The sequence below is a fragment of the Desulfovibrio mangrovi genome (assembly GCF_026230175.1).
GTDB lineage: Bacteria > Desulfobacterota > Desulfovibrionia > Desulfovibrionales > Desulfovibrionaceae > Halodesulfovibrio > Halodesulfovibrio mangrovi.
On record NZ_CP104208.1, the window covers coordinates 3,839,483 to 3,862,037 of the forward strand.

The 22,555-nt window shown below is 57.8% G+C and carries 24 protein-coding genes; 7 read left to right on the forward strand and 17 right to left on the reverse strand.

Features of this window, described 5'->3' with window-relative positions:
• Positions 1 to 95 precede the first annotated feature (95 nt).
• From N1030_RS17145 to ftsZ, 3 genes are all read left to right on the forward strand, one after another.
• On the forward strand, positions 96 to 743 hold the full coding sequence (locus N1030_RS17145) for a cell division protein FtsQ/DivIB (protein ID WP_265826789.1): 648 nt from the start codon (positions 96 to 98) through the stop codon (positions 741 to 743).
• Between the two features lie 21 nt (positions 744 to 764).
• On the forward strand, positions 765 to 1,991 hold the full coding sequence (gene ftsA, locus N1030_RS17150; protein WP_265826790.1) for a cell division protein FtsA: 1,227 nt from the start codon (positions 765 to 767) through the stop codon (positions 1,989 to 1,991).
• 87 nt (positions 1,992 to 2,078) lie between these two features.
• Positions 2,079 to 3,434, forward strand: a complete 1,356-nt coding sequence (ftsZ, locus tag N1030_RS17155) for a cell division protein FtsZ (protein WP_265826791.1) — start codon at positions 2,079 to 2,081, stop codon at positions 3,432 to 3,434.
• Positions 3,435 to 3,860: 426 nt separating this feature from the next.
• Here the strand turns inward: ftsZ and N1030_RS17160 are convergent, their stop codons facing one another.
• Positions 3,861 to 4,298, reverse strand: a complete 438-nt coding sequence (locus tag N1030_RS17160; protein ID WP_265826792.1) for a PaaI family thioesterase — start codon at positions 4,296 to 4,298, stop codon at positions 3,861 to 3,863.
• 128 nt (positions 4,299 to 4,426) lie between these two features.
• Here N1030_RS17160 and N1030_RS17165 point away from each other — a divergent pair, with 128 nt between their 5' ends.
• Positions 4,427 to 5,167: a substrate-binding periplasmic protein gene (locus tag N1030_RS17165; protein ID WP_265826794.1), complete on the forward strand. Its 741-nt coding sequence runs from the start codon at positions 4,427 to 4,429 to the stop codon at positions 5,165 to 5,167.
• Positions 5,168 to 5,225: 58 nt separating this feature from the next.
• Here N1030_RS17165 and gap read toward each other — a convergent pair whose 3' ends face one another.
• From gap to N1030_RS17225, 12 genes are all read right to left on the reverse strand, one after another.
• On the reverse strand, positions 5,226 to 6,245 hold the full coding sequence (gene gap / locus N1030_RS17170; RefSeq protein WP_265826795.1) for a type I glyceraldehyde-3-phosphate dehydrogenase: 1,020 nt from the start codon (positions 6,243 to 6,245) through the stop codon (positions 5,226 to 5,228).
• Between the two features lie 54 nt (positions 6,246 to 6,299).
• Complete coding sequence (locus N1030_RS17175; protein WP_265826796.1) at positions 6,300 to 6,860, reverse strand: GAF domain-containing protein; 561 nt, start codon at positions 6,858 to 6,860, stop codon at positions 6,300 to 6,302.
• Positions 6,861 to 7,133: 273 nt separating this feature from the next.
• Positions 7,134 to 7,688 carry a ribosome recycling factor gene (frr, locus tag N1030_RS17180; protein ID WP_265826797.1) on the reverse strand — a complete coding sequence of 185 codons (555 nt, stop codon included), beginning with the start codon at positions 7,686 to 7,688 and terminating at the stop codon, positions 7,134 to 7,136.
• A gap of 4 nt (positions 7,689 to 7,692) precedes the next feature.
• Positions 7,693 to 8,409 (reverse strand): UMP kinase, encoded by a 717-nt coding sequence (gene pyrH, locus N1030_RS17185; protein WP_265826799.1) that lies wholly within the window; start codon positions 8,407 to 8,409, stop codon positions 7,693 to 7,695.
• 69 nt (positions 8,410 to 8,478) lie between these two features.
• Positions 8,479 to 9,249, reverse strand: coding sequence for a glycosyltransferase family 2 protein (locus N1030_RS17190; RefSeq protein WP_265826801.1), 771 nt, complete (start codon positions 9,247 to 9,249; stop codon positions 8,479 to 8,481).
• On the reverse strand, positions 9,246 to 10,415 hold the full coding sequence (locus N1030_RS17195; protein WP_265826802.1) for a DegT/DnrJ/EryC1/StrS family aminotransferase: 1,170 nt from the start codon (positions 10,413 to 10,415) through the stop codon (positions 9,246 to 9,248). The genes N1030_RS17190 and N1030_RS17195 overlap by 4 nt, the downstream gene beginning before the upstream one ends.
• A gap of 268 nt (positions 10,416 to 10,683) precedes the next feature.
• Positions 10,684 to 11,505 (reverse strand): translation elongation factor Ts, encoded by an 822-nt coding sequence (gene tsf, locus N1030_RS17200; RefSeq protein ID WP_265826803.1) that lies wholly within the window; start codon positions 11,503 to 11,505, stop codon positions 10,684 to 10,686.
• Between the two features lie 21 nt (positions 11,506 to 11,526).
• A complete protein-coding gene (gene rpsB / locus N1030_RS17205) occupies positions 11,527 to 12,288 on the reverse strand; it encodes a 30S ribosomal protein S2 (protein ID WP_265826804.1) in 762 nt (253 codons plus the stop codon).
• Positions 12,289 to 12,581: 293 nt separating this feature from the next.
• Positions 12,582 to 13,364 (reverse strand): fumarylacetoacetate hydrolase family protein, encoded by a 783-nt coding sequence (locus N1030_RS17210; protein WP_265826805.1) that lies wholly within the window; start codon positions 13,362 to 13,364, stop codon positions 12,582 to 12,584.
• A gap of 207 nt (positions 13,365 to 13,571) precedes the next feature.
• Entirely contained in the window at positions 13,572 to 15,230 is a 1,659-nt protein-coding gene (locus N1030_RS17215) for a ribonuclease J (protein ID WP_265826806.1), read from the reverse strand.
• The gene (locus N1030_RS17220; protein WP_265826807.1) at positions 15,206 to 15,943 is read right to left on the reverse strand and encodes a lysophospholipid acyltransferase family protein; all 738 of its coding nucleotides are present in this window, start codon (positions 15,941 to 15,943) and stop codon (positions 15,206 to 15,208) included. Before N1030_RS17220 ends, N1030_RS17215 begins: the two co-directional genes overlap by 25 nt.
• A gap of 117 nt (positions 15,944 to 16,060) precedes the next feature.
• Positions 16,061 to 18,121 carry an elongation factor G gene (locus N1030_RS17225; RefSeq protein ID WP_265826808.1) on the reverse strand — a complete coding sequence of 687 codons (2,061 nt, stop codon included), beginning with the start codon at positions 18,119 to 18,121 and terminating at the stop codon, positions 16,061 to 16,063.
• 298 nt (positions 18,122 to 18,419) lie between these two features.
• Here N1030_RS17225 and N1030_RS17230 point away from each other — a divergent pair, with 298 nt between their 5' ends.
• The 3 genes from N1030_RS17230 (at position 18,420) to N1030_RS17240 (ending at position 19,608) form a co-directional block, all read left to right on the forward strand.
• The gene (locus tag N1030_RS17230; protein WP_265826809.1) at positions 18,420 to 18,917 is read left to right on the forward strand and encodes a hypothetical protein; all 498 of its coding nucleotides are present in this window, start codon (positions 18,420 to 18,422) and stop codon (positions 18,915 to 18,917) included.
• Between the two features lie 80 nt (positions 18,918 to 18,997).
• Positions 18,998 to 19,261: a glutaredoxin family protein gene (locus N1030_RS17235; RefSeq protein WP_265826811.1), complete on the forward strand. Its 264-nt coding sequence runs from the start codon at positions 18,998 to 19,000 to the stop codon at positions 19,259 to 19,261.
• Complete coding sequence (locus N1030_RS17240) at positions 19,258 to 19,608, forward strand: ferredoxin-thioredoxin reductase catalytic domain-containing protein (RefSeq protein ID WP_265826812.1); 351 nt, start codon at positions 19,258 to 19,260, stop codon at positions 19,606 to 19,608. Before N1030_RS17235 ends, N1030_RS17240 begins: the two co-directional genes overlap by 4 nt.
• A gap of 39 nt (positions 19,609 to 19,647) precedes the next feature.
• Here N1030_RS17240 and N1030_RS17245 read toward each other — a convergent pair whose 3' ends face one another.
• From N1030_RS17245 to N1030_RS17260, 4 genes are all read right to left on the reverse strand, one after another.
• The gene (locus N1030_RS17245) at positions 19,648 to 20,442 is read right to left on the reverse strand and encodes an amidohydrolase family protein (protein WP_265826813.1); all 795 of its coding nucleotides are present in this window, start codon (positions 20,440 to 20,442) and stop codon (positions 19,648 to 19,650) included.
• 97 nt (positions 20,443 to 20,539) lie between these two features.
• Entirely contained in the window at positions 20,540 to 20,965 is a 426-nt protein-coding gene (locus N1030_RS17250; RefSeq protein WP_265826814.1) for an acyl-CoA thioesterase, read from the reverse strand.
• A 33-nt stretch (positions 20,966 to 20,998) separates the two neighbouring features.
• Positions 20,999 to 21,763, reverse strand: coding sequence for a dienelactone hydrolase family protein (locus N1030_RS17255; protein WP_265826816.1), 765 nt, complete (start codon positions 21,761 to 21,763; stop codon positions 20,999 to 21,001).
• Positions 21,760 to 22,551 carry an acyl-[acyl-carrier-protein] thioesterase gene (locus N1030_RS17260; RefSeq protein WP_265826817.1) on the reverse strand — a complete coding sequence of 264 codons (792 nt, stop codon included), beginning with the start codon at positions 22,549 to 22,551 and terminating at the stop codon, positions 21,760 to 21,762. Before N1030_RS17260 ends, N1030_RS17255 begins: the two co-directional genes overlap by 4 nt.
• Between the last annotated feature and the right edge of the window lie 4 nt (positions 22,552 to 22,555).

Consider the following 22,555-nt stretch of genomic DNA (forward strand, 5'->3'; position numbering starts at 1 on the left):
CGAATTTGTGGCCTTGGGTGCTTACACTATTTACTTCTTTTCTTTTTATTGTTATTCTCAGTATCGCATTGCTCTATTTGTATCGCTTTTTCACTGTGAGTGAGTACTTCTCGGTGAAGGAAGTGCAGGTGGCCGGAAATGTCCGGCTCGGAAGCGGTGAGATTCAGGCGCTTGCAGAAGTGCGACCCGGCATGAACAGTCTGGCCGTGCGTATGGGGGCGATGGAGGCCCGTCTGCTCAGCAATCCCTGGGTGGCAGGTGTCTCCGTCAAGCGGGAATTGCCCGGAAGCTTCTTCATCACGGTGCGCGAACGCGTGCCGCACTACTGGGGAAGGCGGGGCGACAAGGTGGTCTACCTCGATGACCGTGGTGACATGATCTGCGAGTTGGAGCCGACCAAGTTTACGTCGCTTCCGTTTCTCTCGATTGATCCGGGCATGGAATCCTGGCTTGAGCAGCTGCCTGACATGGTGGGATCGCTGGAAACGGCCAGCCTGCCCTTGGATATAAATAATGCCGCGTGGGTGAGACTCAGCAGAAGTGGGGGGATGGAGCTGTTTCTGGAGAATGCGGATATGACTCTCTGTCTGGGGGTCGAGGATTGGAACACTAACCTGAGCCGTCTGGCCTTGGTGCTGGGGGACCTGAGCCGCAGGGGCGAATTGAAGTATGTTCGCTCGGTGAAGGTGGACGGTGACAGTGTGTGGGTTGAGGCGGCAACTTCTCCTGCCGCCAGCAGATAATGAATTTTGGAGGTATGCAGTATGGCCAAGTCTGATCTGATCGTGGGACTCGATATCGGGACCACTAAAATCTGCGCCGTGGTGGGCGAGCCCACTCCTGATGGTGTGGATATCGTCGGCATCGGCACTGCCCCCTCCACCGGCCTGCGTAAGGGTGTTGTGGTAAACATCGAGCAGACCGTGCAGTCCATCAAGAAGGCGCTTGAAGAGGCCGAACTCATGGCGGGTTGCGAAATCCGCTCCGTCTACGCAGGAATCGCAGGCAGCCACATAAAGGGCTTCAACAGCCACGGCGTTATTGCGGTCAAGGGCGGCGAAGTCGGTCCCAAGGACGTGGAGCGCGTGCTGGATGCAGCCAAGGCGGTAGCCATTCCGCTGGACCGCGAGGTCATCCACATTCTGCCGCAGGAATACATCGTTGACGACCAGCGCGGCATCGCCGATCCCCTCGGTATGGCCGGTGTGCGTCTTGAAGTGAAGGTGCACATCGTCACCGGCGCGGTGACCAGTGCACAGAATATCGTGCGTTCCTGCCATCGCAGCGGTCTTGATGTTTCCGATATCGTGCTTGAGGCGCTGGCTTCTTCCAAGGCCGTGCTGACAGAGGAAGAGCGCGAAATCGGCGTAGCGTTGGTGGACCTTGGCGGCGGCACCACCGATATTGCGGTGTTTGCCAACGATTCCATCAAGCACACGGGCGTGCTCGCCCTTGGTGGTCAGAATCTGACCAACGACATCGCCTTTGGTCTGCGCACCCCCATGGTCAGCGCAGAGAAGATCAAGACCCGTTACGGCTGCGCGCTTGCCGAACTTGTGCGTGGCGATGAAACCATAGAAGTTTCCAGCGTGGGCGACCGTGAGCCCCGCAAGCTCTCCCGTCAGGTGCTGGCGGAAATATGCGAACCGCGTATGGAGGAGATCCTTTCCCTCGTGGATCAGGAACTCGTCCGTTCCGGATACAAGAACCTTATTGGCGCGGGCGTGGTGCTTACTGGCGGCACTTCGCTGATCGACGGGTGCCAGGAACTTGGCGAACAAATCTTCAACCTGCCCACGCGGATTGGCTATCCTCGTAATGTGGGCGGCCTGAAGGATGTCGTGAACAGCCCCAAGTACGCCACCGCGGTTGGTCTCCTGCGGTATGGCGCGGAAAAGGAAGGCTTGGAGCTGAAATTCCGCATTCGTGACGGCAATGTCTTCAACCGGGTCCTGTCCCGGATGAAGAAGTGGTTCTCGGATGTTTCTTAGGCGTTATCCGGGAACCGAATCCTGTTTGGTCTACACGTTTTTGGTCTACACTGTTTGAACTGAGTATTGGCGAAAGGAGAGGCGAACATGGAATTTATGGAAATTGAAGACAGCATGGCGAAAATTAAAGTCATTGGTGTCGGCGGTGGCGGTGGTAACGCTGTTAACAACATGATCAGCTCGGTACTGCGCGGCGTGACTTTCATCACTGCCAATACCGACGTGCAGGCGCTCAACAACTCGCAGGCCGAGTACAAGATTCAGCTGGGTGACAAGCTCACCAAGGGCCTTGGCGCAGGCGCCAATCCCGCAGTCGGCCGTGATGCAGCGCTTGAGTCCATCGAACAGATCCGCGCAGCCATCGGCGAGGCGGACATGGTGTTCGTTACCGCAGGTATGGGTGGCGGCACCGGCACCGGCGCGGCGCCTGTTATCGCGCAGGTTGCCAAGGAAATGGGCGCACTGACCGTTGGCGTTGTGACCAAGCCTTTCTTCTTTGAAGGCAGAAAGCGCCTTGAGGCTGCTGAAGCCGGCATCGAAGAGTTCCGCCAGCATGTGGACTCCCTCATCACCATTCCCAACGACCGACTGCTGTCCCTCGCCGCCAAGAAGGCAACCTTCGTGGAAATGCTGAAGAAGGCGGACGAGATTCTCTATTTCGCAGTGAAGGGCATTTCCGACCTCATCATGGTGCCCGGCCTGATCAACCTCGACTTCGCGGACGTGAAGGCCGTGATGGGCGAATCCGGTCTCGCCATGATGGGCGCAGGCAGCGCCACCGGCGAAGCCCGTGCCCGCGAGGCTGCCATGAAGGCTATCACCAGCCCCCTGCTGGAAGATGTATCCATTGACGGCGCACGTGGCGTGCTCATGAACATCACCTGTTCCTCCGATCTCACCATCGAGGAAGTTTCCGAAGCAGCAGGTGCCATTCAGGAAGCCGCGCACGATGATGCCCGCATCTTCTTCGGTACCGTATTTGACGACAACATCGGCGATGAAATGCGCATCACCGTTATTGCCACCGGCATTGACGCCACCCGTGCAGAAACGCAGGGAAACGGCGGACGGAGCGTTTCGGCGAACGGTAAGGTAACGCCCATGCGTAATGCCCCGCCCAAGGCCGCTCCGGCACCCCGCGCCCAGCAGCAGGTTCAGCCGCAGGCCGCTGCGCGTCCCGCACAGCCTGCCAGTCAGCCCATGAGTCAGCCCATGGCGCAGCCGCGTCGTGCTCAGGAAGTGATTACACGTCCTGCGCCTGCGCGTGGACTTGGCAACTTCAGCGAAGAAGACCGCAGCATTCCCGCATACCTTCGCCGTCAGGGACAGGTAGCGCAGGCAGCGCAGCAGGCAGCCAACCTGCATAACCCCGGTGAGGAAGATTTCGTATTCGACGAGGACGAGTTTGAGATTCCTTCCTTCATCCGCAAACAGGCGGATTAGGCAGGATTGAAACAGGGCGCCCGGTCCAGATGAACACGGGCGCGGATTGAGGGCTGCGGCCCGACTCCCTCCGTCACGGCATGTGAAGGACCGAGTCGCACCTGCCCTTGAGAGACCGTTGTTCCGTAATGGGAGCTGCAACGCTCCGCGGACGACAGATGTCGCATTCTCCGCTGTATGGTGCGGATCGAGGCAGGGGGTGCCTCAATGCGACAAAAGACAGGTAGACCCTGTGACCAGGTTTGGAACTACGCCTCTCCTTCCCTGCTCACAGTTTTTTAAAAGGCCGCTCCACAGGGGGGCGGCCTTTTATCATGGGATGTGGTAAATTAGCCGCTTCCAGCTCACTGCGGAAAGACTGTGTTTTCGAAAAAAGAATGGTGCCCTAGGGCACCATTTTGTTTTTTCAGGTAGGAGGATACGTGGCTAGCTGGGCGCACCGGCGCGTTTCACATAATAGACTGCGCGGCCTTCAGCTATCTGCGTGTCCGGCATGGAAGATGAGGTAACGCGGATATGCACGTTGGCGATGCGGTTGCCCAGCATGCGCACGTCGCCTTCCGCCACAAGGTCTTCAAAGGGGGCAGGGCGCTGGTAGTCTACGCGCATATCGATTGTTGCAGTCTTGTCTTCAGGCCCGAAGTGGGTCCACAGCGCTACCGCGCCGCAGATGTCTACGAGAAGGGCGGTAATGCCGCCATGCAGCACGCCGCGCATCTCGTTCCCGTTGAAATCTTCGCGGTAAGGCAGGCACACCTTGGCATAGCCCGGGCGTACATCCAGCACCTTTACGCCCAGAAAGCGATGGAAGGGAATGTCCTCTTCAACAAACTTGATCAGGTCTTTGTGTACTGTGCTGTTCATGGTGGTGGATGTATCGCGTATTTCGTATGCAGTCCATAGTCGGTATTCGGCGCTGCAACCGCCGTGATTATTGTAAAAACATATCTAAGCCCTGTACAGTAAGTTCTCTGATGCGTTACTGCTTATATATGAAGCTGAAACTGTTGAATATGGTGTTGATACTCGTGTTCGGTTGGGCGATTGCGGCTGTTGGCGCGGGGCGCGAAGCCGGTGCGTCTGATGTGCCGTCGCATGTTGCACTGGCAACGCACAACCTCAGCCCCTACGGGTGCTATGATGCTTCCGGACACTTTGATGGCATAGCTGTACGTGCCGTCCGGTATGCTTTTGCGGAAATGGGCGTAATTCTGGAGTTACGTGTCGTGCCGTGGAAACGAGCCCAGTATATGTTTCAGACTGGGGATGTGGACGGTTTTTTTGCGGCCTCCAAGAACGATGAACGTGATGGCTTGGGAGTTCTCTCTTGTACGATAGCAGACCAGCAATGGAGTTGGTATTATCTGCCGCACGGCGGTCCTGTACCATCAGATTCCGTCTTCAGGCAGAAGGCCAGGGTCGCTTCGTTTCATGGCGCGAATATGCTGCAGTGGCTGCATGATGAGGGATATAATGTTGTGGCCTCTCCGCCAACCACGGCAGAGCTTGTGGAATTGCTTGAGCGGCGCAGAGTGGACGCGGTGCTTGCGAATAATCTCGTTATGGAAGAGCTGTTACGTCAACGCAGAAATTCTGAATCTATCAACGTCTTTGTGCTCAAGGATAATCCGCTCGGGGTCTACTTTTCCCATTCCTTTCTTGCCAGATATCCTGATTTTCTCCGGCAGTTCAATGAGCATGTCGATACGTACCGGCGACAATTTCAGCACTGAATACGTAAAAAAGGGAGGCACGCTGTGCCTCCCTTTGTTCTTTCTGTTGCCAGAGGGCTTACATGCCCTTCTTGGCCATCATGTCGATGAGGTCGCCCACGCGGCAGGAATAGCCCCATTCGTTGTCGTACCATGAATAGATCTTGGCCATGTTGCCGGACTGCATCATGGTGAAGTCCGCTTCAACAATGGAGGAGCGGGGGTCGCCGATGAAGTCGGATGAAACCAGCGGCTGTTCCGAGAAGCCCAGAATTCCCTTCAACTGGCCTTCAGAGGCTGCCTTGAGGGCTGCGCGAAGGTCTTCAGTGGTGGTGTCCTTTTCCAGCTCGCAGACGAAGTCTACGAGAGAAACAGTGGGGGTGGGCACGCGGACGGAGTAGCCTGAGAACTTGCCGGCCATCTCCGGAATAACCAACGCCACGGCCTTGGCTGCGCCTGTGGAGGTGGGAATCATGTTGCAGGCGGCGGCGCGTGCGCGGCGCAGGTCGGAGTGGGGCAGGTCCAGAATGCGCTGGTCGTTGGTGTAGGCGTGGATGGTGGTCATTACGCCTTTTTTGATGCCGTATTTCTCGTGCACGACCTTGACGATGGGAGCAAGGCAGTTCGTGGTACACGAGGCGTTGGAAATGATGTGATGCTTGGCAGGATCGTAATCCTTTTCGTTCACGCCCATGACGATGGTAATGTCTTCTTCCTTGGCGGGGGCGGAGATGATGACCTTCTTGGCACCAGCTTCAATATGCATGGCGGCCTTGGGGCCGGTACGGAAAATGCCGGTGGATTCCACCACCACATCCACGTTCTGGCTGGCCCAGGGAATGAGGCGCGGATCGCGTTCCGCAAAGTTCTTTACCTGGAAATCACTGCCTACGTGAATGATGTCGCCCTCAACGGTGATCTTGGGCTCGAACGGTCCGTAGCTGGTGTCGTGCGCCAGCAGGTGCGCGTTGGTATTGATATCGAAAAGATCGTTCACGGCTACCACTTCAATGGTGTCGCGATGGTATTTCCATATGGATTTGAGAACCTGGCGACCAATACGGCCGAAACCGTTGATGCCAACACGTACTTTGCTCATGCTATCCTCCGGTCGCGATATGTCGCGTTGCTGGTAATGGTCAGGGCGAGACGGCTAGTCTTCAAACACCTGATATACGTAGGCGTTGGCCAGTTCGCTGGCACGTTTGAGCGCGGTATACATGCGCGCGTTTTCCAGAGCTATGCCGCAAAGGTTGGCGATGCAGCTCAGGAATTCCAGTTCTTCTTCGGTAAATTTGCGGGTTTCGCCGGAGTATACGCGCAGTACGCCGATAACCTTGTTGCCATGGGCGATAAGCGGGACAACAACAAGAGAGACAAGCCCTTCCTCAGATGCCTGCTGGGGATACTGGAAGCGGCCGTCATTGCGCACGTCTTCAATATAAATGGCCTTGCCCGCCAGCACTTCCTGATCAAGTTTGCTCTTGCCCACTTCCACAGGGCCCTTTTGTGCATAGCGCTCGCTGAGGCCGTAATACGCGTCGGGTTTGAGCAGGGTGCCATTGCGGTTCAGCAGGCGGATGAAGCAGCCTCTGGCCCCCATGGTTCTGGTCACCTGTTCTACAATCTGACCGAGAACGACCTTGGGCTCAAGGGAAGAGTTCACGACCTTGGCTATCTTGTAGATGGTTTTATACAATTCTTTCGATTCCATGATGCTACCTGCCTTTTATGGGTTATCCGCAAGGCTCGCTGCAGGCCGCGCTGGCGGCTGTCGGAGCGGTAAGTCAAAGAGAATATGCCGAAATTCCCTTAGCTCATAGCATAGTTGCATATGCATTGGTAGTGGATTGATAGGGCCCTTCAAGAAAATAAACGATACAATGCAGGGGGAAACACGGCTGTTGTCAGGCTCTGTGGGGCGGTTGGGCGAAAAAAAAGCCGGACCCTGAGGTCCGGCTTTGCAATCCTTGAAGCACGGTGTGTGCTAGATGGCCATGACTTCGGCTTCCTTGGCGGAACCGCGTTCGTCTGCCTTGGCAACATAGGCGTCGGTGAGCTTCTGCACTTCGTCCTGACCGTGACGGCAATCGTCTTCGGTGATCTCTTTGCCCTTTTCGAGCTTCTTGATCTGTTCGTTGGCGTCGCGACGTACGTTGCGGATGGCAACCTTGGCTTCTTCCACATACTTCTTGGAAACCTTCACGAGTTCCTTGCGGCGCTCTTCGGTCAGCATGGGAATGTTGATGCGGATGACTCGACCGTCATTCATGGGGTTGAGGCCCAGATCGGAGTTGATGATGGCCTTTTCGATCAGCGCAAAGGCGCCCTTGTCCCAGGGCTGTATGGTGATGCTGCGGCTGTCCGGAATGGCAACGGAAGACATCTGCTTGATGGGCGTGGGGGTGCCGTAATAGTCCACCACGATGTTGTCCACGAGCGAGGTGGAAGCGCGACCGGTGCGCAGCTTTCCGAATTCACGTTCCAGCGACGTGATGGCCTTCTCCATTCTTTCTTCGGCGTCGAGCAGGATATCATCCATTGGGTTACTCTCCTTGTACGATGGTGCCGACACTCTCGCCCAGCATCATGCGCTTGATGTCACCCTTGTACAGGTTGCAGACGAGGATCGGAACATTGTTTTCCATGCACAGCGTGATGGCGGTGGAGTCCATGACGCCGAGCTTCTTTTGCAATACATCAATGTAGTTGAGCTGCTTGAACATGACTGCATCTGCGTGCTTTACGGGATCCTTGTCATACACACCGTCCACCTTGGTGGCCTTGACGATGGCATCGCACTTGAGCTCCATGCCGCGCAACGCAGCCGCAGTGTCAGTGGTGAAATAGGGGTTGCCGGTGCCGGCGGCGCATATGACGATGCGTCCCTTTTCCAGATGGCGTTCGGCGCGGCGGCGAATGTAAGGCTCGCACACCTCCTGCATGGTGATGGCGGAAAGAACGCGGGTGGGGTGCCCGAGCTTTTCCAGCTGATCCTGCACGGCAAGGGCGTTGAGCACCGTAGCCATCATGCCCATGTAGTCCGCAGAGGAGCGGTCCATGCCCTTGGCGGACGAAGACAGTCCGCGGAAGATGTTGCCGCCGCCGATGACCAGGGCAACTTCTATACCCATATCAGCCACTTCAGCGATTTCTCGACATATCTTTGAAACAGTTGCAGGGTCAATACCGAATTTCTCATCACCAGCCAAAGCCTCGCCGCTCAGTTTCAGCAGCACGCGTTTGAAACGCAATTCGCTCATGTCCGACCTCTGGGGTTGTCGTTACTAATGCTATTCAAAAAATATGGCGGACTTGCCGCCATAAATACATTATTGTTCGTCGTAGGGCTTGCCCCACGTTCCTTCATCTACCCGTACATATTTGAGAAAGGCGTAAAATGCGCCGTGTGCGGCGTTGATGAAGCCTGCGCGGCCATCGAGTACGCCGCGCTGGAAGAAATAGAGTTTGGCAAACCGCATGGCGCCGTGTCCTATACCACGCATCACGCCGCCTTTTTTGCCTTTGCGGCGCAGGTCGTCCGCCCCTTGCTGAGCATAGGAGTTGATCTTGTCCAGATGCTGGGCAAAGCTCTCGTAGGGGTAGTGGATGATGTCCGCCTTGATGACGTCCGTTTCACCCTTGGGACGGAAGGAATAGTGCGCGCCGCTTACCTCAACCTGCATCCTGTCTGCACGAAATGCGCGCAGCAGCCTGTCCGGATACCAGCCGGAATAGCGCATGAACCGGTCATAATACCAGTTGCGGCGATGCACATAGTAGCCCGCAAGAGAGGCTGGCGCGGAGGGCAGCGCTGCAAGAATGCGTTCGCGCAGGTCATCCGTGCAGATTTCATCCTGATCTAGACTCACGACCCAGTCGGTATCGATCTGGGCAAGGGCGAACTGGAACTGGGGGCCGGGGCCTTCCCATTTGCGCTGCACAACTGTTGCTCCGGCGGCTTCCGCAATGGCAACGGTGCTGTCGGTGGAATATGAGTCCACTACCAGCACCTTGTCGCAGAAAGCCAGCGAGGCAAGACATTTGTCCAGCAGACGCTCTCCGTTGTAGGTGAGCACCAGTCCCGTTACCGTCGGTCTCACTTGGATGCTCCGGTGCAGGCGTTACAGATGGAACGTACGGCGTTGATCACGTCGTCCACGTCCTTTTCGGTCAGCTTGGCGGAAAGGGGCAGGCTGACGGTTTCGCGTCCGTATGCCGTGGCATGGGGGGTGTCTTCAGGCTTCCAGCCGAACCGCTTCTGGTAGTAGGGGTGTTCGGGGATGGCAAGATAGTGCACACCGACGCCGATGTTGTGCTTGCGCATGGCCTCGAGCATCTGGTCGCGTTCCACGCCGCAGCACTGCTTGTCCACGCGTATGGTGAACAGGTGGTAAGCATGTACGGTATCTGCTTCAGGCGCTGCGGGCAGGCCGAGGCCGAGATCGGCAAAGGCTTCCATGTAACGGTTCCATATGGCTTCACGGTGCTTCCAGTAACGTTCGATGCGGGGAAGCTGGTGCAGGCCCAGTGCCGCCTGCAGGTCCATCATGTTGTATTTGAAGCCGTGGTCAACCACCTGATAGTGCTTGTAGCCCGCATCGGAGAAGCGTGCCCAGGCGTCGGCGCTCATGCCGTGCAGGGCCATGATCTTGCAGCGGTCGATGGCGGCCTTGTCATTGGAGATGAGCATGCCGCCTTCTCCGGTGACGATGTTCTTGGTGGCGTAGAAGCTGAAACAGCCGATGTGGCCGATGGTGCCCGCCTTGCGTCCCTTGTATTCGGATTCGATGGCGTGTGCGCAGTCTTCAATGACCACAAGATTGTGCTTGGCGGCAAGCGCCATGATGGCGTCCATGTCGCAGCAGCGTCCGGCGTAGTGCACCACCATGATGGCGCGCGTGCGCGGAGAAATTTTTGCCTCAATGGCGGCAGGGGCGATGTTCAGCGTCAGCGGGTCCACATCGGCGAGAACGGGAGTGCCACCCGCGTGGATGATGGAGTTTACCGAGGCGCAGAAGGTCATTGCCGTGGTGATGACTTCGTCGCCGGGTTCCAGTTCAAGGGTGAGACAGGCAAGGTGCAGAGCGGCGGTGCAGGAGTTGACCGCGGCTGCGTAGGGAACGCCCTTGAAGGCGGCAAAGTCCTTCTCGAATTTGTGGACCTTGGGACCGGTGCCGATCCATGCCTTGCTCAGGCTGTCCACCACTTCATCTATTTCGTCCTGTTCGATCAGCGGCTGTCCGAAGACCAGAAAGGAATCGCGCATGTATATTGGCTCCGCTTGCTGTGCGTATGTGCGTCCGCTGCCTGTTGTTCCGCCGTGTACAGGGCGGGAAAGGCGTACCGGAAAAGGGACGCGGTTTCAGATTTGCGTTTCTGTGCGCCCTTTGGTCATGAAAGTCAAGACCGGTTCCGACTGCCCGTGAGCAGGCCTGTGCGGCAGGCATCAGGCTTGGCGTACAAGGGCCGAGAGTACCGTACCCAAAAAAAGGGGGTCTTGCGACCCCCTTTTACGAGCTATGCGAAGAAAAAGGCTATTCGGCCTCTTCCTCTTCTGCAACGGCGTCTTCACCAAGGGCGAAGCGCACGAATTCGGTAACCTTGGCACCGCCCTTGAGCAGGTCCTTAACGGCCATCTTGTCGTCGCGGATGTAGGGCTGGTCGAGCAGGGTAACTTCCTTGAAGAACTTCTGCATACGGCCATCTACGATCTTGTCCACGATGTTCTCGGGCTTGCCTTCTTCCAGAGTCTTCTGACGGTGGATTTCGCGCTCACGCTCGATCAGGTCGGCGGGAATGCTGGAAGCGTCCAGAGAAACGGGGTTGGTAGCGGCTACCTGCATGGCAATGTTCTTGGCCAGTTCTGCGTTGTCGGTGCCTTCGATGGCAACCAGAACGCCGATCTTGCCGTTGGAGTGCACGTAGGAACCGATAACACCGTCGTTAGCCAGAGTAACACGGGCAGCGCGGCCTGCGGACATGTTTTCGCCGAGGGTGGCGATGCAGTCGGTCACGTCAGCGGCAACGCGGTCGGTGAAGCCTTCTGCGCCGTTGGCGGCAACGTCCTGTGCGAACTTCTGGGAAAGGGCGATGAAGGCCTCGTTGCGTGCAACGAAGTCGGTTTCGCACTTGAACTCGGCCAGAGCGCCTACCTTGCCTTCAACCACGCAGCCGACGAGGCCTTCGGTGGTTGCACGGCCAGCCTTCTTGGCTGCCTTGGAGAGGCCCTTCTGGCGGAGCCAGTCGATTGCCTTTTCTTCGTCACCGTTGTTCTCTGCAAGAGCTTTCTTGCAGTCCATCATGCCGGCGCCGGTCTTGTCGCGCAGGCTCTTCACCATAGCGGCGGAAATAGACATCAGTATTCTCCCGAGGTGATTTTATTCTTCGTCTTTGCCGGCTTCAGCTTCAGCAGCGGCAGCCATGGCAACTTCAGGCTCAACGTCCTTGCTGTCCTTGCCCATTGCAGCGCCTTCCATGCAGGCTTCTGCGATGTGTGCAACAAACAGCTTGATGGCGCGGATGGCGTCGTCGTTGCCGGGGATAACGTAGTCGATCACGTCGGGATCGCAGTTGGAGTCGGTGATGGCAACGATCGGGATACCGAGCTTGCGGCATTCCTTAACAGCGATTTCTTCGCGCTTGGGGTCAACGATGAAAGCCAGCTGGGGCAGGCGGTCCATGTTCTTGATACCACCGAGGGTCAGTTCCAGCTTATCCATCTCGCGACGGAGAGTCAGGATTTCCTTCTTCTGGTAACGGTTTACGGAACCGTCTTCGAACATGGCTTCCAGCTTCTTCAGGCGGTCGATGGACTTACGAATGGTCTGGAAGTTGGTCAGGGTGCCACCCATCCAGCGGTTGGTCACGAAGAACTGATCAGCGCGGGAAGCTTCGGTGCGCACGGCTTCGTGAGCCTGACGCTTGGTGCCGATGAAGATAACCTTGCCGCCCTTGGCAACGGTTTCAGCTACCTTGTCATGGGCGCGGCGGAACAGCTTTGCAGTCTGCTGCAGGTCCATGATGTGGATGCCGTTGCGTGCGCCAAAAATGAAGGGGCGCATCTTGGGGTTCCAGCGGCGGGTCTGGTGGCCGAAGTGGACGCCGGTTTCCAGCATCTGCTTCATTGATACGTAAGACATGTGTAACTCCTGTAATGGGTTTTCTTCCACCCCGAGCCATGACCCTCGACCTGCATGAAGGTACGTTAATACGCCGACTTACAGGCACCCAAGGACGAAACTCGGAGTGTGCTTTGTGTATAAAAGGCAGGAATGGATACGTTGGTTTCAGGGAAAAGGCAAGCGTTTGTGCGCATCGCGAGCGAATTTTCACATGATTTTTATGACTCCGGGCGTATGAGAGCCCGAGGTCATCTTTCAACCCTCACGCTGTCCCCGCGGGGGACATGCCGCATGCGGCCATGCGCGGCAGGCTACTGGACCGGCACCTCGTCCTCTCCGGCGCGGCCAAGGCTGTCGCGTACGGGGTTGATGAGCAGCGCCATGTTCTCAACCTCCACGCGCACTTCGTCTCCCGGGTGCATGGGGCCTACGCCGGGCGGGGTGCCGGTGAGAATCACATCTCCCGGCAGCAGGGTCATGACGTGGGAAATGTGCATGACCAGACTGTAGGGAGAGAAGAGCATGTCGGAGGTGTGTCCCTCCTGCATGACCTGTCCGTTCTTGATACAGCGTATGGTCAGGTCGTCCGGATTCTTCACTTCCGTCTCAATCCACGGACCTATCGGAAGGAAGGTGTCGAAACCCTTGCAACGGCCAAACATGGCGTCCTTTTTCTGCAGGTCGCGGGCGGTGACGTCGTTGGCGCAGGTGAAGCCGAAAATGCTGTCCGGAACCTGGTCGGGGCGCAGCTTGCGGCTTTCCTTGCCGATGACGATGGCAAGTTCGGCCTCGTAGTCCACCCGTTGGGAGACTTCTGGCAGCAGGATGGGCTGGCCGGAGCCTATGACTGCGGACGGCGGCTTGAGGAAGTAGACCGGTTCATCAGGGATGGGCATGCCGAGCTCCGCCGCGTGGGCCTTGTAGTTCAATCCCACGCAGACCACCTTTGAAGGGGTGACCACCGGCAGTACGGCAACGTCTTCCAGCGGAATGGGATCGACGAAGCCCAGTTGGGGATTGAGGCACAGTACCGTGTCTTCGCGCAAGGCGGCGTAGAAGGCGGAATTCTTGTAGCGGACCCTGAGAACGCGCATATCCCCTCCGTTTCTGAACAGTTGTGTCAGGACGTTGTTGAGCGTACGGCGGCTGCGGTCAAAAGCTTTGTATCTGCAGGCAGCGTTGTGAGGCAGTATGGGAAAAAGGGCCGGAAGCGTCCATTATTCTTCCGGTCTTCCCCCTTCGGTTTCAGTCAGTCCGCGTTGCGCCGGTCGTTCCGTAACGGCAGATGCCTTTGGGCATGCCTAGACCATGGTGATGACGGGCAGCACTACGGGGTCACGTTCCAGCACCTTGCGGAAGAAGCGGCGCAGGGTGGAGCGGATGCGGTCCTTCAGCTTTTCCAGATCGCCCGGGCTCATGTTTTCCAGAATGTCCAGCACGATGCACTTGGCGTCTTCCAGCACGTGATTGTAATGGGCCTCGAAGATGAAGCCTTTGGACACGATGTCCGGCCCGTGCAGGATTTCCCAAATCTGCTCATCCAGCACGAGGAAGACTACCACCATGCCTTCTCCGCCCAGTATCTGACGTTCCTTGAGTACGGAGGAACCCACGTCGCCCACGCCCTTGCCGTCTACCAGCACGGTTTCCAGATTGATGCGCGGCTCCTTGCGGATGCCTTCCGGCAGCAGTGTGACGGGATCGCCGTCTTCCAGAATGATGGTGTGGTCGGCGGGAATGCCGCATTCGTGGGCAAGGCGGCAGTGCTTGACCAGATGGCGATACTCGCCGTGCACCGGTACGAAGAAGCGTGGGCGCACGGTTTCCAGCATGATGCGAAGTTCTTCACGGTAGGCGTGGCCCGAAGCGTGGATGTTGCGGAAATTCTCGTAATAGACCTCTGCCCCCAGCCGGTACATGTCGTTGATGAGCCGGGTGATGGCGCGCGCGTTGCCGGGGATGAACCGTGACGACATGATGACCGTATCCCCTTCCTTGATGGAGAGGGAGCGGTGTTCGCCGCGGGTGATGCGGGAAAGTGCTGACAGCGGCTCGCCCTGTGAGCCTGTTACCAGCAGGACGATCTCGTTGTCCGGCAGGGCGGGCATGTCCTGCGGGTCCATGTAGACGCCGGAAGGCACGCGCATGAAGCCGAGATCGCGGGCGATGTCTATATTGTTCAGCAGGCTGCGGCCGGAAACGGCCACCTTGCGGCCGTACTTGGCGGCGATGTCGAACACTTCCTGAATGCGCTGGATATGGCTTGAGAACAGCGTGACAACCACTCGTCCCTTGGCGTCACGGAAGATGCCGTCAAAGGTGTCGCGGATCTCGCGTTCGCCAAGCGAATGGCCATCCCGCTCAATGTTGGTGGAGTCGGAAAGCAGGAGCTGCACACCCTCGTCGGAAAAACGGCGGAAGGCGTCCAGATCGGTGCTGTGGCCGTCAATGGGGTTGGGGTCCAGCTTGAAGTCGCCGGTATGCACCACGCGCCCTACGGGCGTTTCCACACCGAGAGCGAAACCTTCAATGATGGAGTGGCACACGGGGAAGAAGTTGAAGACCATGTCGCCCAAGGCAAGACGCTGTCCAGGTTTCACAACGATCAGTTCGGTGCGATCCAGCAGATTGGCTTCGCGCAGCTTGTGTTCCACCAGCGCGAGCGTGAAGCGGGAACCGTAGATGGGCACGTGCAGCCAGGGCATGAGCCATGGCAGCGCGCCTATGTGATCTTCGTGTCCGTGCGTGAGCACAACGCCGCGCACTTTCTCCTTCTGACGGAGAATATGGTCGAACTGGGGAATGACCACGTCGATGCCGAGGTGGTAGTCGTCAGGAAACATGAGCCCGCAGTCCACCACGACCGAGGTCGTGGGGGTGGACCAGATGGTGCAGTTCATGCCGATTTCGCCGTAGCCCCCAAGGGGGGTCAGCGTCAGGAATTCTTGCTGGTCCGGCATGCGCGCATCTCCAGATAGGCGTTGTTCATTATGGTGTGCAGGTCCTCGAGAAACCTGTTGCGGTCTTTGAGGGTATAACCGGAAAGGTCAATGGGCGGCAGGGCCTTTACCCGCACCACATGGCGGCGCTTGAGCGTGATATGCCCCTTGGGCAGAATTTCACCGGTGCCGTCCATGACAACGGGAACCACGGGAAGACCGGTTTTAAGGGCCAGAATGATGCCTCCGGATTTGAAATCGCCCAAATGGGAGGTGTCCAACTGGCGGGTACCTTCGGGAAAAATGAGAATGGAGCGGCCTGCCTTGGCTATTTCCGCAGCATTGTCCATGGATTTCATGGCGCTTCGGCTATTCTTGCGGTCGATGGGAATGTGCTTGCCCATACTGAATGCCCAGCCCACGAAGGGAATGCGGAAAAGACTCTTCTTGGCGATGAAGGCCGGATAGAAGTCGCGCAGCAGCAGGGTGCTTATGGGAATGTCGAACTGGCTCTGGTGGTTGACCATGAAGACCACCGGGCCATTTTCAGGCAGGGCAGCAAGGTCGGACTCCAGCCGGATGCCGGAAAGGACAACAGCGCTACGGCTCCACAGGGCGGCAAGAAAGGCGCAGGCCTTGCCGGCCGGTGCGAAGACGCCCACGGCCAGAGTGGCGACGCTGATCACGAATGTGGCCGTGAGGAACGATAGATAAAACCATAGAGTACGGATCATGAAACCTTCCAGTGTGAATCAAGTCTGCCAAGCTACCGGAAAAAGTGGATTGCCTCAAGGGGGAGCGGGCAGCAAATTAAAGCCCCGCCGCAGATGCGACGGGGCTTGTCTCTTCCATTAGTCTCTGGCTGCCTCATGTTCGGCTACCACGCGGTCCACAACCGGAGGCGGAGCCTCTTCATAGTGGGTGAGTTCCATGGTGAACACGCCCTGACCACCCGTCATGGAGCGCAGGTCGGGGGCGTAGCGCAGGACTTCGTTCATGGGCACGTGTGCCTTGATCTCCGTGAGACCCGATTGGGAGTCGGAGCCCAGCACCTTGCCGCGCCGCGAGGAAAGGTCGCCGATGACGTCGCCCATGTATTCGTCCGGAATTTGCACGGTGAGCAGGACGATGGGTTCCAGCAGGGCGGGCTTCACCTTTTCCATAGCGCTTTTCAGGGCGAGGGAACCGGCGATCTTGAAGGCCATTTCAGAGGAGTCCACGTTGTGGTAGGAGCCGTCGTACAGCTTGGCACGGAAGTCCACCAACGGGTAGCCCGCAAGGAAGCCGCGCTGGGCCGATTCCTGAATGCCCTTGTCCACGGCGGGGATGTACTGGCGCGGAATGACACCGCCCACGATGGCGTCTTCGAACTCGTAGCCGAAGCCGTGGGGCATGCCTTCGATTTCCACCCAGCAATCGCCGAACTGGCCGCGTCCGCCGGACTGCTTCTTGTGTCGTCCCTGTACCTGGGCCTTGCCCTTGATGGTTTCGCGGTAGGGAACCTTGGGGGTTTTCAGCAGGATTTCGCACTTGTACCGGCGCATGGCTTTTTCCACGCTGGTCTCTATGTGCATCTGGCCCATTCCGGAGATGAGGATGTCGCTCGATTCCTCGGCACGGGAAAGGCGCAGTGTGATATCTTCGTCAAGCAGCCTGTTAACGGCTGCATACACCTTGTCTTCGTCTCCCTTTTCCTTGGGCGCGAGCGCGTAGGAGATAAGGTGCGGAGGCAGGGTGGGCGGGGTAAGCTTGAAGGGCTTCTTTTCGTCGGCAAGGGTGTCGCCGGTTTTGGTCATCTTGAGTTTCGGCAGGGCGACAATGGCACCGGGGCCTATGCCGCCGCGGGCGGGCGAGGTTTCCTTGCCAACCATGAAGAGCGGGGTGCCGATGCGTTCGGATTCACCCTTGTTCACGTTGCGCAGGCTGGCTTCGCCGTTCAGCGTGCCGGAAAGTACGCGCATTATGGTGAGTTGGCCCGCAAAGGGATCTGCCAGCGTCTTGAACGCGAACATGGCAAGTGGGGCATCGGGATCAGATGTACGGGTTGCGCTTTCCGCACCTTGCCACGGAGCATGGTCCATGGGGTTGGGGAACAGTTCCTGGATGGCGTCGAGAAGTTGGGCACCGCCCCTGTTTTCGAGCGAGGAACCCACAACAACGGGCACCAGCTCACCTTTGAGCACGCCGATTCTCAGGCCGTGCGCAATCTCTTCGGGGGCAAGTTCGCCGGTTTCCAGATACTTTTCCATCAGTTCTTCATCGCTCTCCGCGATGTTCTCGATGGTGGTCTCGCGCAGCATGGAGACCTCATCCGCCATCTCGGCGGGAATGGGGATTTCCGAAAATTTACCGTCTGCTTCAAAGGAATAGGCCTTTTCACCAAGGACATCCACAACGCCTTTGAAGTCCTGTTTGGTGCCTATGGGCATGTACAGCAGGACAGTGCGCATGCCCAGCATGGAGGAGAGGCCGTTGAACGCCATGTCGAAATCCGCACGGTCGCGGTCCATCTTGTTGATGAAGGCAATGGCGGGCAGGCCTGCGCTTTTTACATAGCTCCACAGACGTTTTGTGAGGGGGCGTACACCGTCCACGGCGTCTACAACTAAAATGGCGCTATCCGCACCTTTGAGCAGGTACTGGATATCGCCGATAAAGTTGTTGTCGCCGGGGGTGTCGATGAGGAAGTGACGGTTCTTCTGCCATTCGAAGGTGGCGAAGGCCGGTTGGACGGAACCGCGGCGCTTCACTTCCTCAGGTTCGTAGTCGAGGGTGGTGGAACCCTCCTCGACCTTCCCAAGGCGGTTGATGACGCCAGACTGAAACAGCAGCATTTCAGCCAGCGACGTCTTACCGCAACCTCCGGTGCCTACAATTGCATAGGTTCTCTGGGTCTCCAGTGCTTTGGACATATACCTCTCCCTTACTCAGTTTAAACCAGTTAAGACGGAGTTCTCTGGCCCGGCATCCGGGCGTTCGGTCCATTGCGAATATGCGGAGGGGAAATCAGTACGGCGTGCCCTCCGACTTTTCCCGATGATGCCACATTGAATAAGCTGCACCTAGTTGTCAACCCTGTTTGTAAAAACGCTTGTTTGGTTGCTCAGGCAAAATAGGGGCAAATGTATCATCCCGCCATGGTTTACCCTTTGTGTTGACCACGACGCGCAACTGATAGATGATGCGATAGTATTATGCAGAGGAGCGGTCATGTATTTCAATCTGATCATCGGTCTGGTCGTGCTCGGAGGGCTGTTTTTTCTGGCAAGGGAATTTGCCGGACGCCTGCGTTCTCCTCGCGCCATCCTGCAGGAAGAGCTGGAAGAGCGCCGCAGGCGTAACGAGCGTATTCAGGAAAACCTGCAGCGTATCCGCGAACGCGCCATTGCCAAGATGGTTCCCGTGCGGCGGGCCATAGACGAGATGAATGCATCCCTCCTTGTCTCGCAACGGTTCATCATTGAAGGGGAGGGCGAAACCGTCTCCCTGCGTCAAGGCAGTCTGACCATTACCGTCAGCTATCAGCTGGCTAGTTTTTCCGTGGATGGCACGCCCGGCGAGTTGCGTGAAGATGTGGCCCAATATGAGCGGTATGTGATCGATGTGCAGGATACCGCGTATGAACGGTCGAACATGCGTGAGGCCGTGACCAGCGAGGAGGCCATCCGCCTCGTGGCGCGCGAGATTGCCGCCCTGCTGCAACGCTGAAGCGGGCCGGACGCGTTGTCTTTGCCTCCGGCTGCTGTTATGCTGCACTATTCAGTACACGATACGATGAGGATATTCTTATGGCAAAGCCCTGCAATGTGACTCTGTATGCCTTATCCACTTGCATTCATTGCAAGAAGACCAAGCAGTTCCTTGAGGATAACGACGTGCAGTTCAAGGTGGTGTATGTGGACCAGCTCACCGGCGACGAGCGCAAGGAAGCCATTGCGCGCATCAAGGAATACAACCCGAAGCTGTCGTTCCCCACTATCATTATTGACGAGGGCGTGTGCGTCATCGTCGGGTTCCAGAAGGAAGAGATTCAGGAGGCGCTGGACATATGAGCAAGCAGATGACCGTGGAGCAGCTCTTTGAGATGCTCAAGAAGTTTCAGGAACCCAAGGGGTATTTCTTCAACAAGGACATGACCATGACCATGCCCCTGCTGGAGAATCTGCTTGTGAACAAGGAGCGCTACGGCTACATGGCCTGCCCCTGTCGCCTGCCCAACGGTACCTTTGAAGACGACAAGGATATCGTCTGTCCCTGCGTGTACCGCGAGGAAGACATGAAGGAATACGGGGCCTGCTTCTGCGGCCTGTATGTCACCGCCGAGGTGAACGAGCGGGAAGATACCTCCATCGTCGTGCCTGAACGCCGCCCCCCGGAAAAGATTCTGGGTCAGGACTAGAAAGCGAAAGCCCTGCCGTGATGAACGGCAGGGCTTTTTTTATTGTTCGATTCCCAGCGCGATCGCGCTGTTACGCAGAATCTGTTCCAGATCCGCGTCGCTCAGTTTCAGGCGTTTGCGTAGTCTGGCCATTTCATCCGCCGGATCGTACAGCGGATAGTCCGAGCCGAAGAGGATGCGTTCGCGTGGATGCTTCTTCCAGATGGCGGCAAGGGTCTCGTCGTCGATGAACTCCAGCGAGCTGGAGGTGTCGATGTAAACATCTCTGCCAATAATGCTTTCCAACGCGTACTTCCAGTGCCTGTAGCCGCCCATGTGGGCCGCGATGAAGCGTGCGCGGGGAAAGAGGTCCATCAGGGCGGCGAGCTTGTACGGGCAGGAGGGGTTTTGCTCGGGCGGCAGTACGTCGCCGATGTGCAGCATGAACATGAAGTGGTCCTGCGCCTCTTCGATGATGGGGTGCAGGCGCGGATCATCCAGACGGAAGCTCTGGAATTCGGGATGCAGCTTCAGGCCCATTATGCCGTTTTTCTTCAGTCGTTCCAGTTGGCAGGCCCAATCCTCGTAGTCGGGATGAATAGTGCCGAAAGGAATGACCGAAGGATGGGCTTCCTTCAGGGCAAGCGCAAAATTGTTGGCCGGAATGACCTGTGCTGCCGCAGTGGCAGCGGAATGGACCACAACCTTGTCTATGCCCGCTTTGCGGGCCCTTGCCAGCAAATCTTCTATCAGCCCGGAACCAACGCCGTGAATGCCGTAATGCTGCCCCAGCTGCTGGAGCACCTTGTCGGCAATCTTCGGGTGGAAGGCATGAGTATGCACGTCTATAAACATGGGCAGTTGCTTACTGCCGCCTTTGGGGAAAGGCAAGCGCAAAACATATCATGCAGGGAATGGAATTGGATGGAAGGCAGTTGCAGTGCTATTTCAATCAGCTTGCCTGCACATCGCCGGAGAACAGGTTCTTCAGCCAGTCCGGCACGGCCACGGGGCGTCCTGTTTCGTTCACGCAGGCATGCTGCGTCATGCCGGTTGCCAGCACCTTGGCCTTGTCTGCGTTCAGAATCTCGTAGGTGAACGTAATGGAAGCCTTGCCCCATTCGGCAATGCCGACGCGCACGTATACAAGGTCGTCGTAGCGTGCGGGAGCACGGTACCGGCACTGGGCTTCGCGCACGGGCAGCATGATGCCACGCTCTTCAACTGTGGCATAGCTCATGCCGCGTTCGCGGATGAACTCGCTTCTGCCGCGTTCAAACAGGTGCAGGTATTCGGCGTAGTACAGCACGCCCATTGTGTCTGTTTCACCGTAGGAAATGCGGTGGGGCAGGAAGGTTTCCGGTGTGGGAAAGCTCATGTGCGTATGCTCCGGAATGGATGATTGCTCGGGTTATGCGGATAATGTCTTTTCGGAGGCCGCAAGGGCGGCCTCGAAGAATGTCAGGATGTCGTTCCATGCCCGCTGTGCGAGTTGCGGGCAGTACCATGAATTGAGGGCCTCGTTCGGAATCAGCAGTTCATTGCAGAAGCCGTGACCCGCATCACTATATATGGTGAGGCGGCAGTCGAGGCGGGCGTCCCGCATCTCTTCCACAAAGGGGGGCACTTCGGCAAGGGGGACCACCTTGTCGTGCGCGCCGTGCAGTACCAGCAGCGGGCCGCAGGGTACGGCTTTTTCCGTGACGGGCTGCAGGGGATGCGTCGTGTTCAGATAGCCGTAGACGCTGCAGGTGGCGTCCACGGGAGCGCCGGAGCGGGCAAGCTCCAGCACGCAACAGCCGCCGAAGGAAAAGCCGAGCGTGAACACCGGCAGTCCTGCCGTGGCAGGATGTGCGCGCAGGGCGTTGAACGAAGCACGGATGCGTCTGCGCATCAGGAGCCTGTCCGAGCGGTAGATGCGGGAAACGGTACTGCCTTCCGCCGGAGAGGCGGGGCGCACGTCCTTGCCATACATATCGCAGGCCAGAACAGCATAGCCGAGGGCGGCAAGCCGTCCGGCGTGTCTGTGCATGTATTCGCCCGGCCCCATGAATTCATGCACCAGCAGCACGGCTGCCTTTGCCTTTTGGGGGACAAGGAGCAGCCCTTCCAGCAGGGTGTCCTGATCCATGCATTCGAAGGCGGTGTCTGATTCGAGGGAGGATGCGCCGGTCATTTCCGGCTTCCGTTTGCAAAGGCTGCGGGAATGCCGTTCATGTTGACTGCGGAGCGTTCCCGCCAGATCACGCGCGCACGGCACAGTTCCGTGCCGTCCTCAAGCGTGACGGAATGCAGAGTCTCGCGTGATGCGGGATCGGAGCAGGCGGAAACCAGCGGGGTTCCCGCACCGCATTCGGCACGAAAGGTGATGTCCACCAGCGATGGTTCATGCGTAGCCGAGAAGGACTCCGGTACCGATTCCAGCACCCAGTCCGTATAGCGGGCGTTGTTGACGTGTCCGTTCATGTCCAGATCGGCCTTGCGGGTGAGCACGGGGGCGTTGTGGGCTACCTCGCGCAGTTTGGGCACCGCACGGGTTGCAAATGCCTGACAGGGGGGCTGGTTCTTGGGGTACTCGTCAGTCACGAAGTCTGGAATGGGGGCCATGCGGCGGGTGGAAAAGTCGATGACCGTCCATGCGCTGGTGCCGGAGGCGAGCAGGTTGCCTTGCGCGTCGAAGGCTTCATAGCAGCGCATGGCCACCGTGCGGTCGTGGGTGGAGGGCCACGTGCGCAGGGTTATGGTCTCGCCTGCGGCGGGATAGCGGTCTACCGTGATGGAGAGTCTGGTCAGCACCCATGCGACTCCTTCGGCCCACAGCCGCTCGCCGGGAAAGCCGAGATCACGGGCGTTGTTGGAGGCCGCTTCCTGAAAATAGTCAGCAAAGGTGGTGGGGGTGGCAACGCCTGTCACGCCTACTTCATAGCAGCGCACAGGCAGCGTTTCTGTGCCGGATACGGTCATTGGG

Coding starts and splice junctions, on each gene's coding strand:
- ftsZ (WP_265826791.1), top strand. CDS start 2,079: ATGGAATTTATGGAAATTGAAGACAGCATGGCGAAAATTAAAGTCATT.
- N1030_RS17240 (WP_265826812.1), top strand. CDS start 19,258: ATGAGCAAGCAGATGACCGTGGAGCAGCTCTTTGAGATGCTCAAGAAG.
- N1030_RS17255 (WP_265826816.1), bottom strand. CDS start 21,763: ATGACCGGCGCATCCTCCCTCGAATCAGACACCGCCTTCGAATGCATG.
- N1030_RS17220 (WP_265826807.1), bottom strand. CDS start 15,943: ATGATCCGTACTCTATGGTTTTATCTATCGTTCCTCACGGCCACATTC.
- N1030_RS17210 (WP_265826805.1), bottom strand. CDS start 13,364: ATGCGCGTTCTCAGGGTCCGCTACAAGAATTCCGCCTTCTACGCCGCC.
- N1030_RS17160 (WP_265826792.1), bottom strand. CDS start 4,298: ATGAACAGCACAGTACACAAAGACCTGATCAAGTTTGTTGAAGAGGAC.
- tsf (WP_265826803.1), bottom strand. CDS start 11,505: ATGTCTATTTCCGCCGCTATGGTGAAGAGCCTGCGCGACAAGACCGGC.
- pyrH (WP_265826799.1), bottom strand. CDS start 8,409: ATGAGCGAATTGCGTTTCAAACGCGTGCTGCTGAAACTGAGCGGCGAG.
- N1030_RS17225 (WP_265826808.1), bottom strand. CDS start 18,121: ATGTCCAAAGCACTGGAGACCCAGAGAACCTATGCAATTGTAGGCACC.
- frr (WP_265826797.1), bottom strand. CDS start 7,688: ATGGATGATATCCTGCTCGACGCCGAAGAAAGAATGGAGAAGGCCATC.
- N1030_RS17235 (WP_265826811.1), top strand. CDS start 18,998: ATGGCAAAGCCCTGCAATGTGACTCTGTATGCCTTATCCACTTGCATT.
- N1030_RS17245 (WP_265826813.1), bottom strand. CDS start 20,442: ATGTTTATAGACGTGCATACTCATGCCTTCCACCCGAAGATTGCCGAC.
- N1030_RS17165 (WP_265826794.1), top strand. CDS start 4,427: ATGAAGCTGAAACTGTTGAATATGGTGTTGATACTCGTGTTCGGTTGG.
- N1030_RS17195 (WP_265826802.1), bottom strand. CDS start 10,415: ATGCGCGATTCCTTTCTGGTCTTCGGACAGCCGCTGATCGAACAGGAC.
- gap (WP_265826795.1), bottom strand. CDS start 6,245: ATGAGCAAAGTACGTGTTGGCATCAACGGTTTCGGCCGTATTGGTCGC.
- ftsA (WP_265826790.1), top strand. CDS start 765: ATGGCCAAGTCTGATCTGATCGTGGGACTCGATATCGGGACCACTAAA.
- N1030_RS17230 (WP_265826809.1), top strand. CDS start 18,420: ATGTATTTCAATCTGATCATCGGTCTGGTCGTGCTCGGAGGGCTGTTT.
- N1030_RS17260 (WP_265826817.1), bottom strand. CDS start 22,551: ATGACCGTATCCGGCACAGAAACGCTGCCTGTGCGCTGCTATGAAGTA.
- N1030_RS17250 (WP_265826814.1), bottom strand. CDS start 20,965: ATGAGCTTTCCCACACCGGAAACCTTCCTGCCCCACCGCATTTCCTAC.
- N1030_RS17215 (WP_265826806.1), bottom strand. CDS start 15,230: ATGCCGGACCAGCAAGAATTCCTGACGCTGACCCCCCTTGGGGGCTAC.
- N1030_RS17175 (WP_265826796.1), bottom strand. CDS start 6,860: ATGGAATCGAAAGAATTGTATAAAACCATCTACAAGATAGCCAAGGTC.
- rpsB (WP_265826804.1), bottom strand. CDS start 12,288: ATGTCTTACGTATCAATGAAGCAGATGCTGGAAACCGGCGTCCACTTC.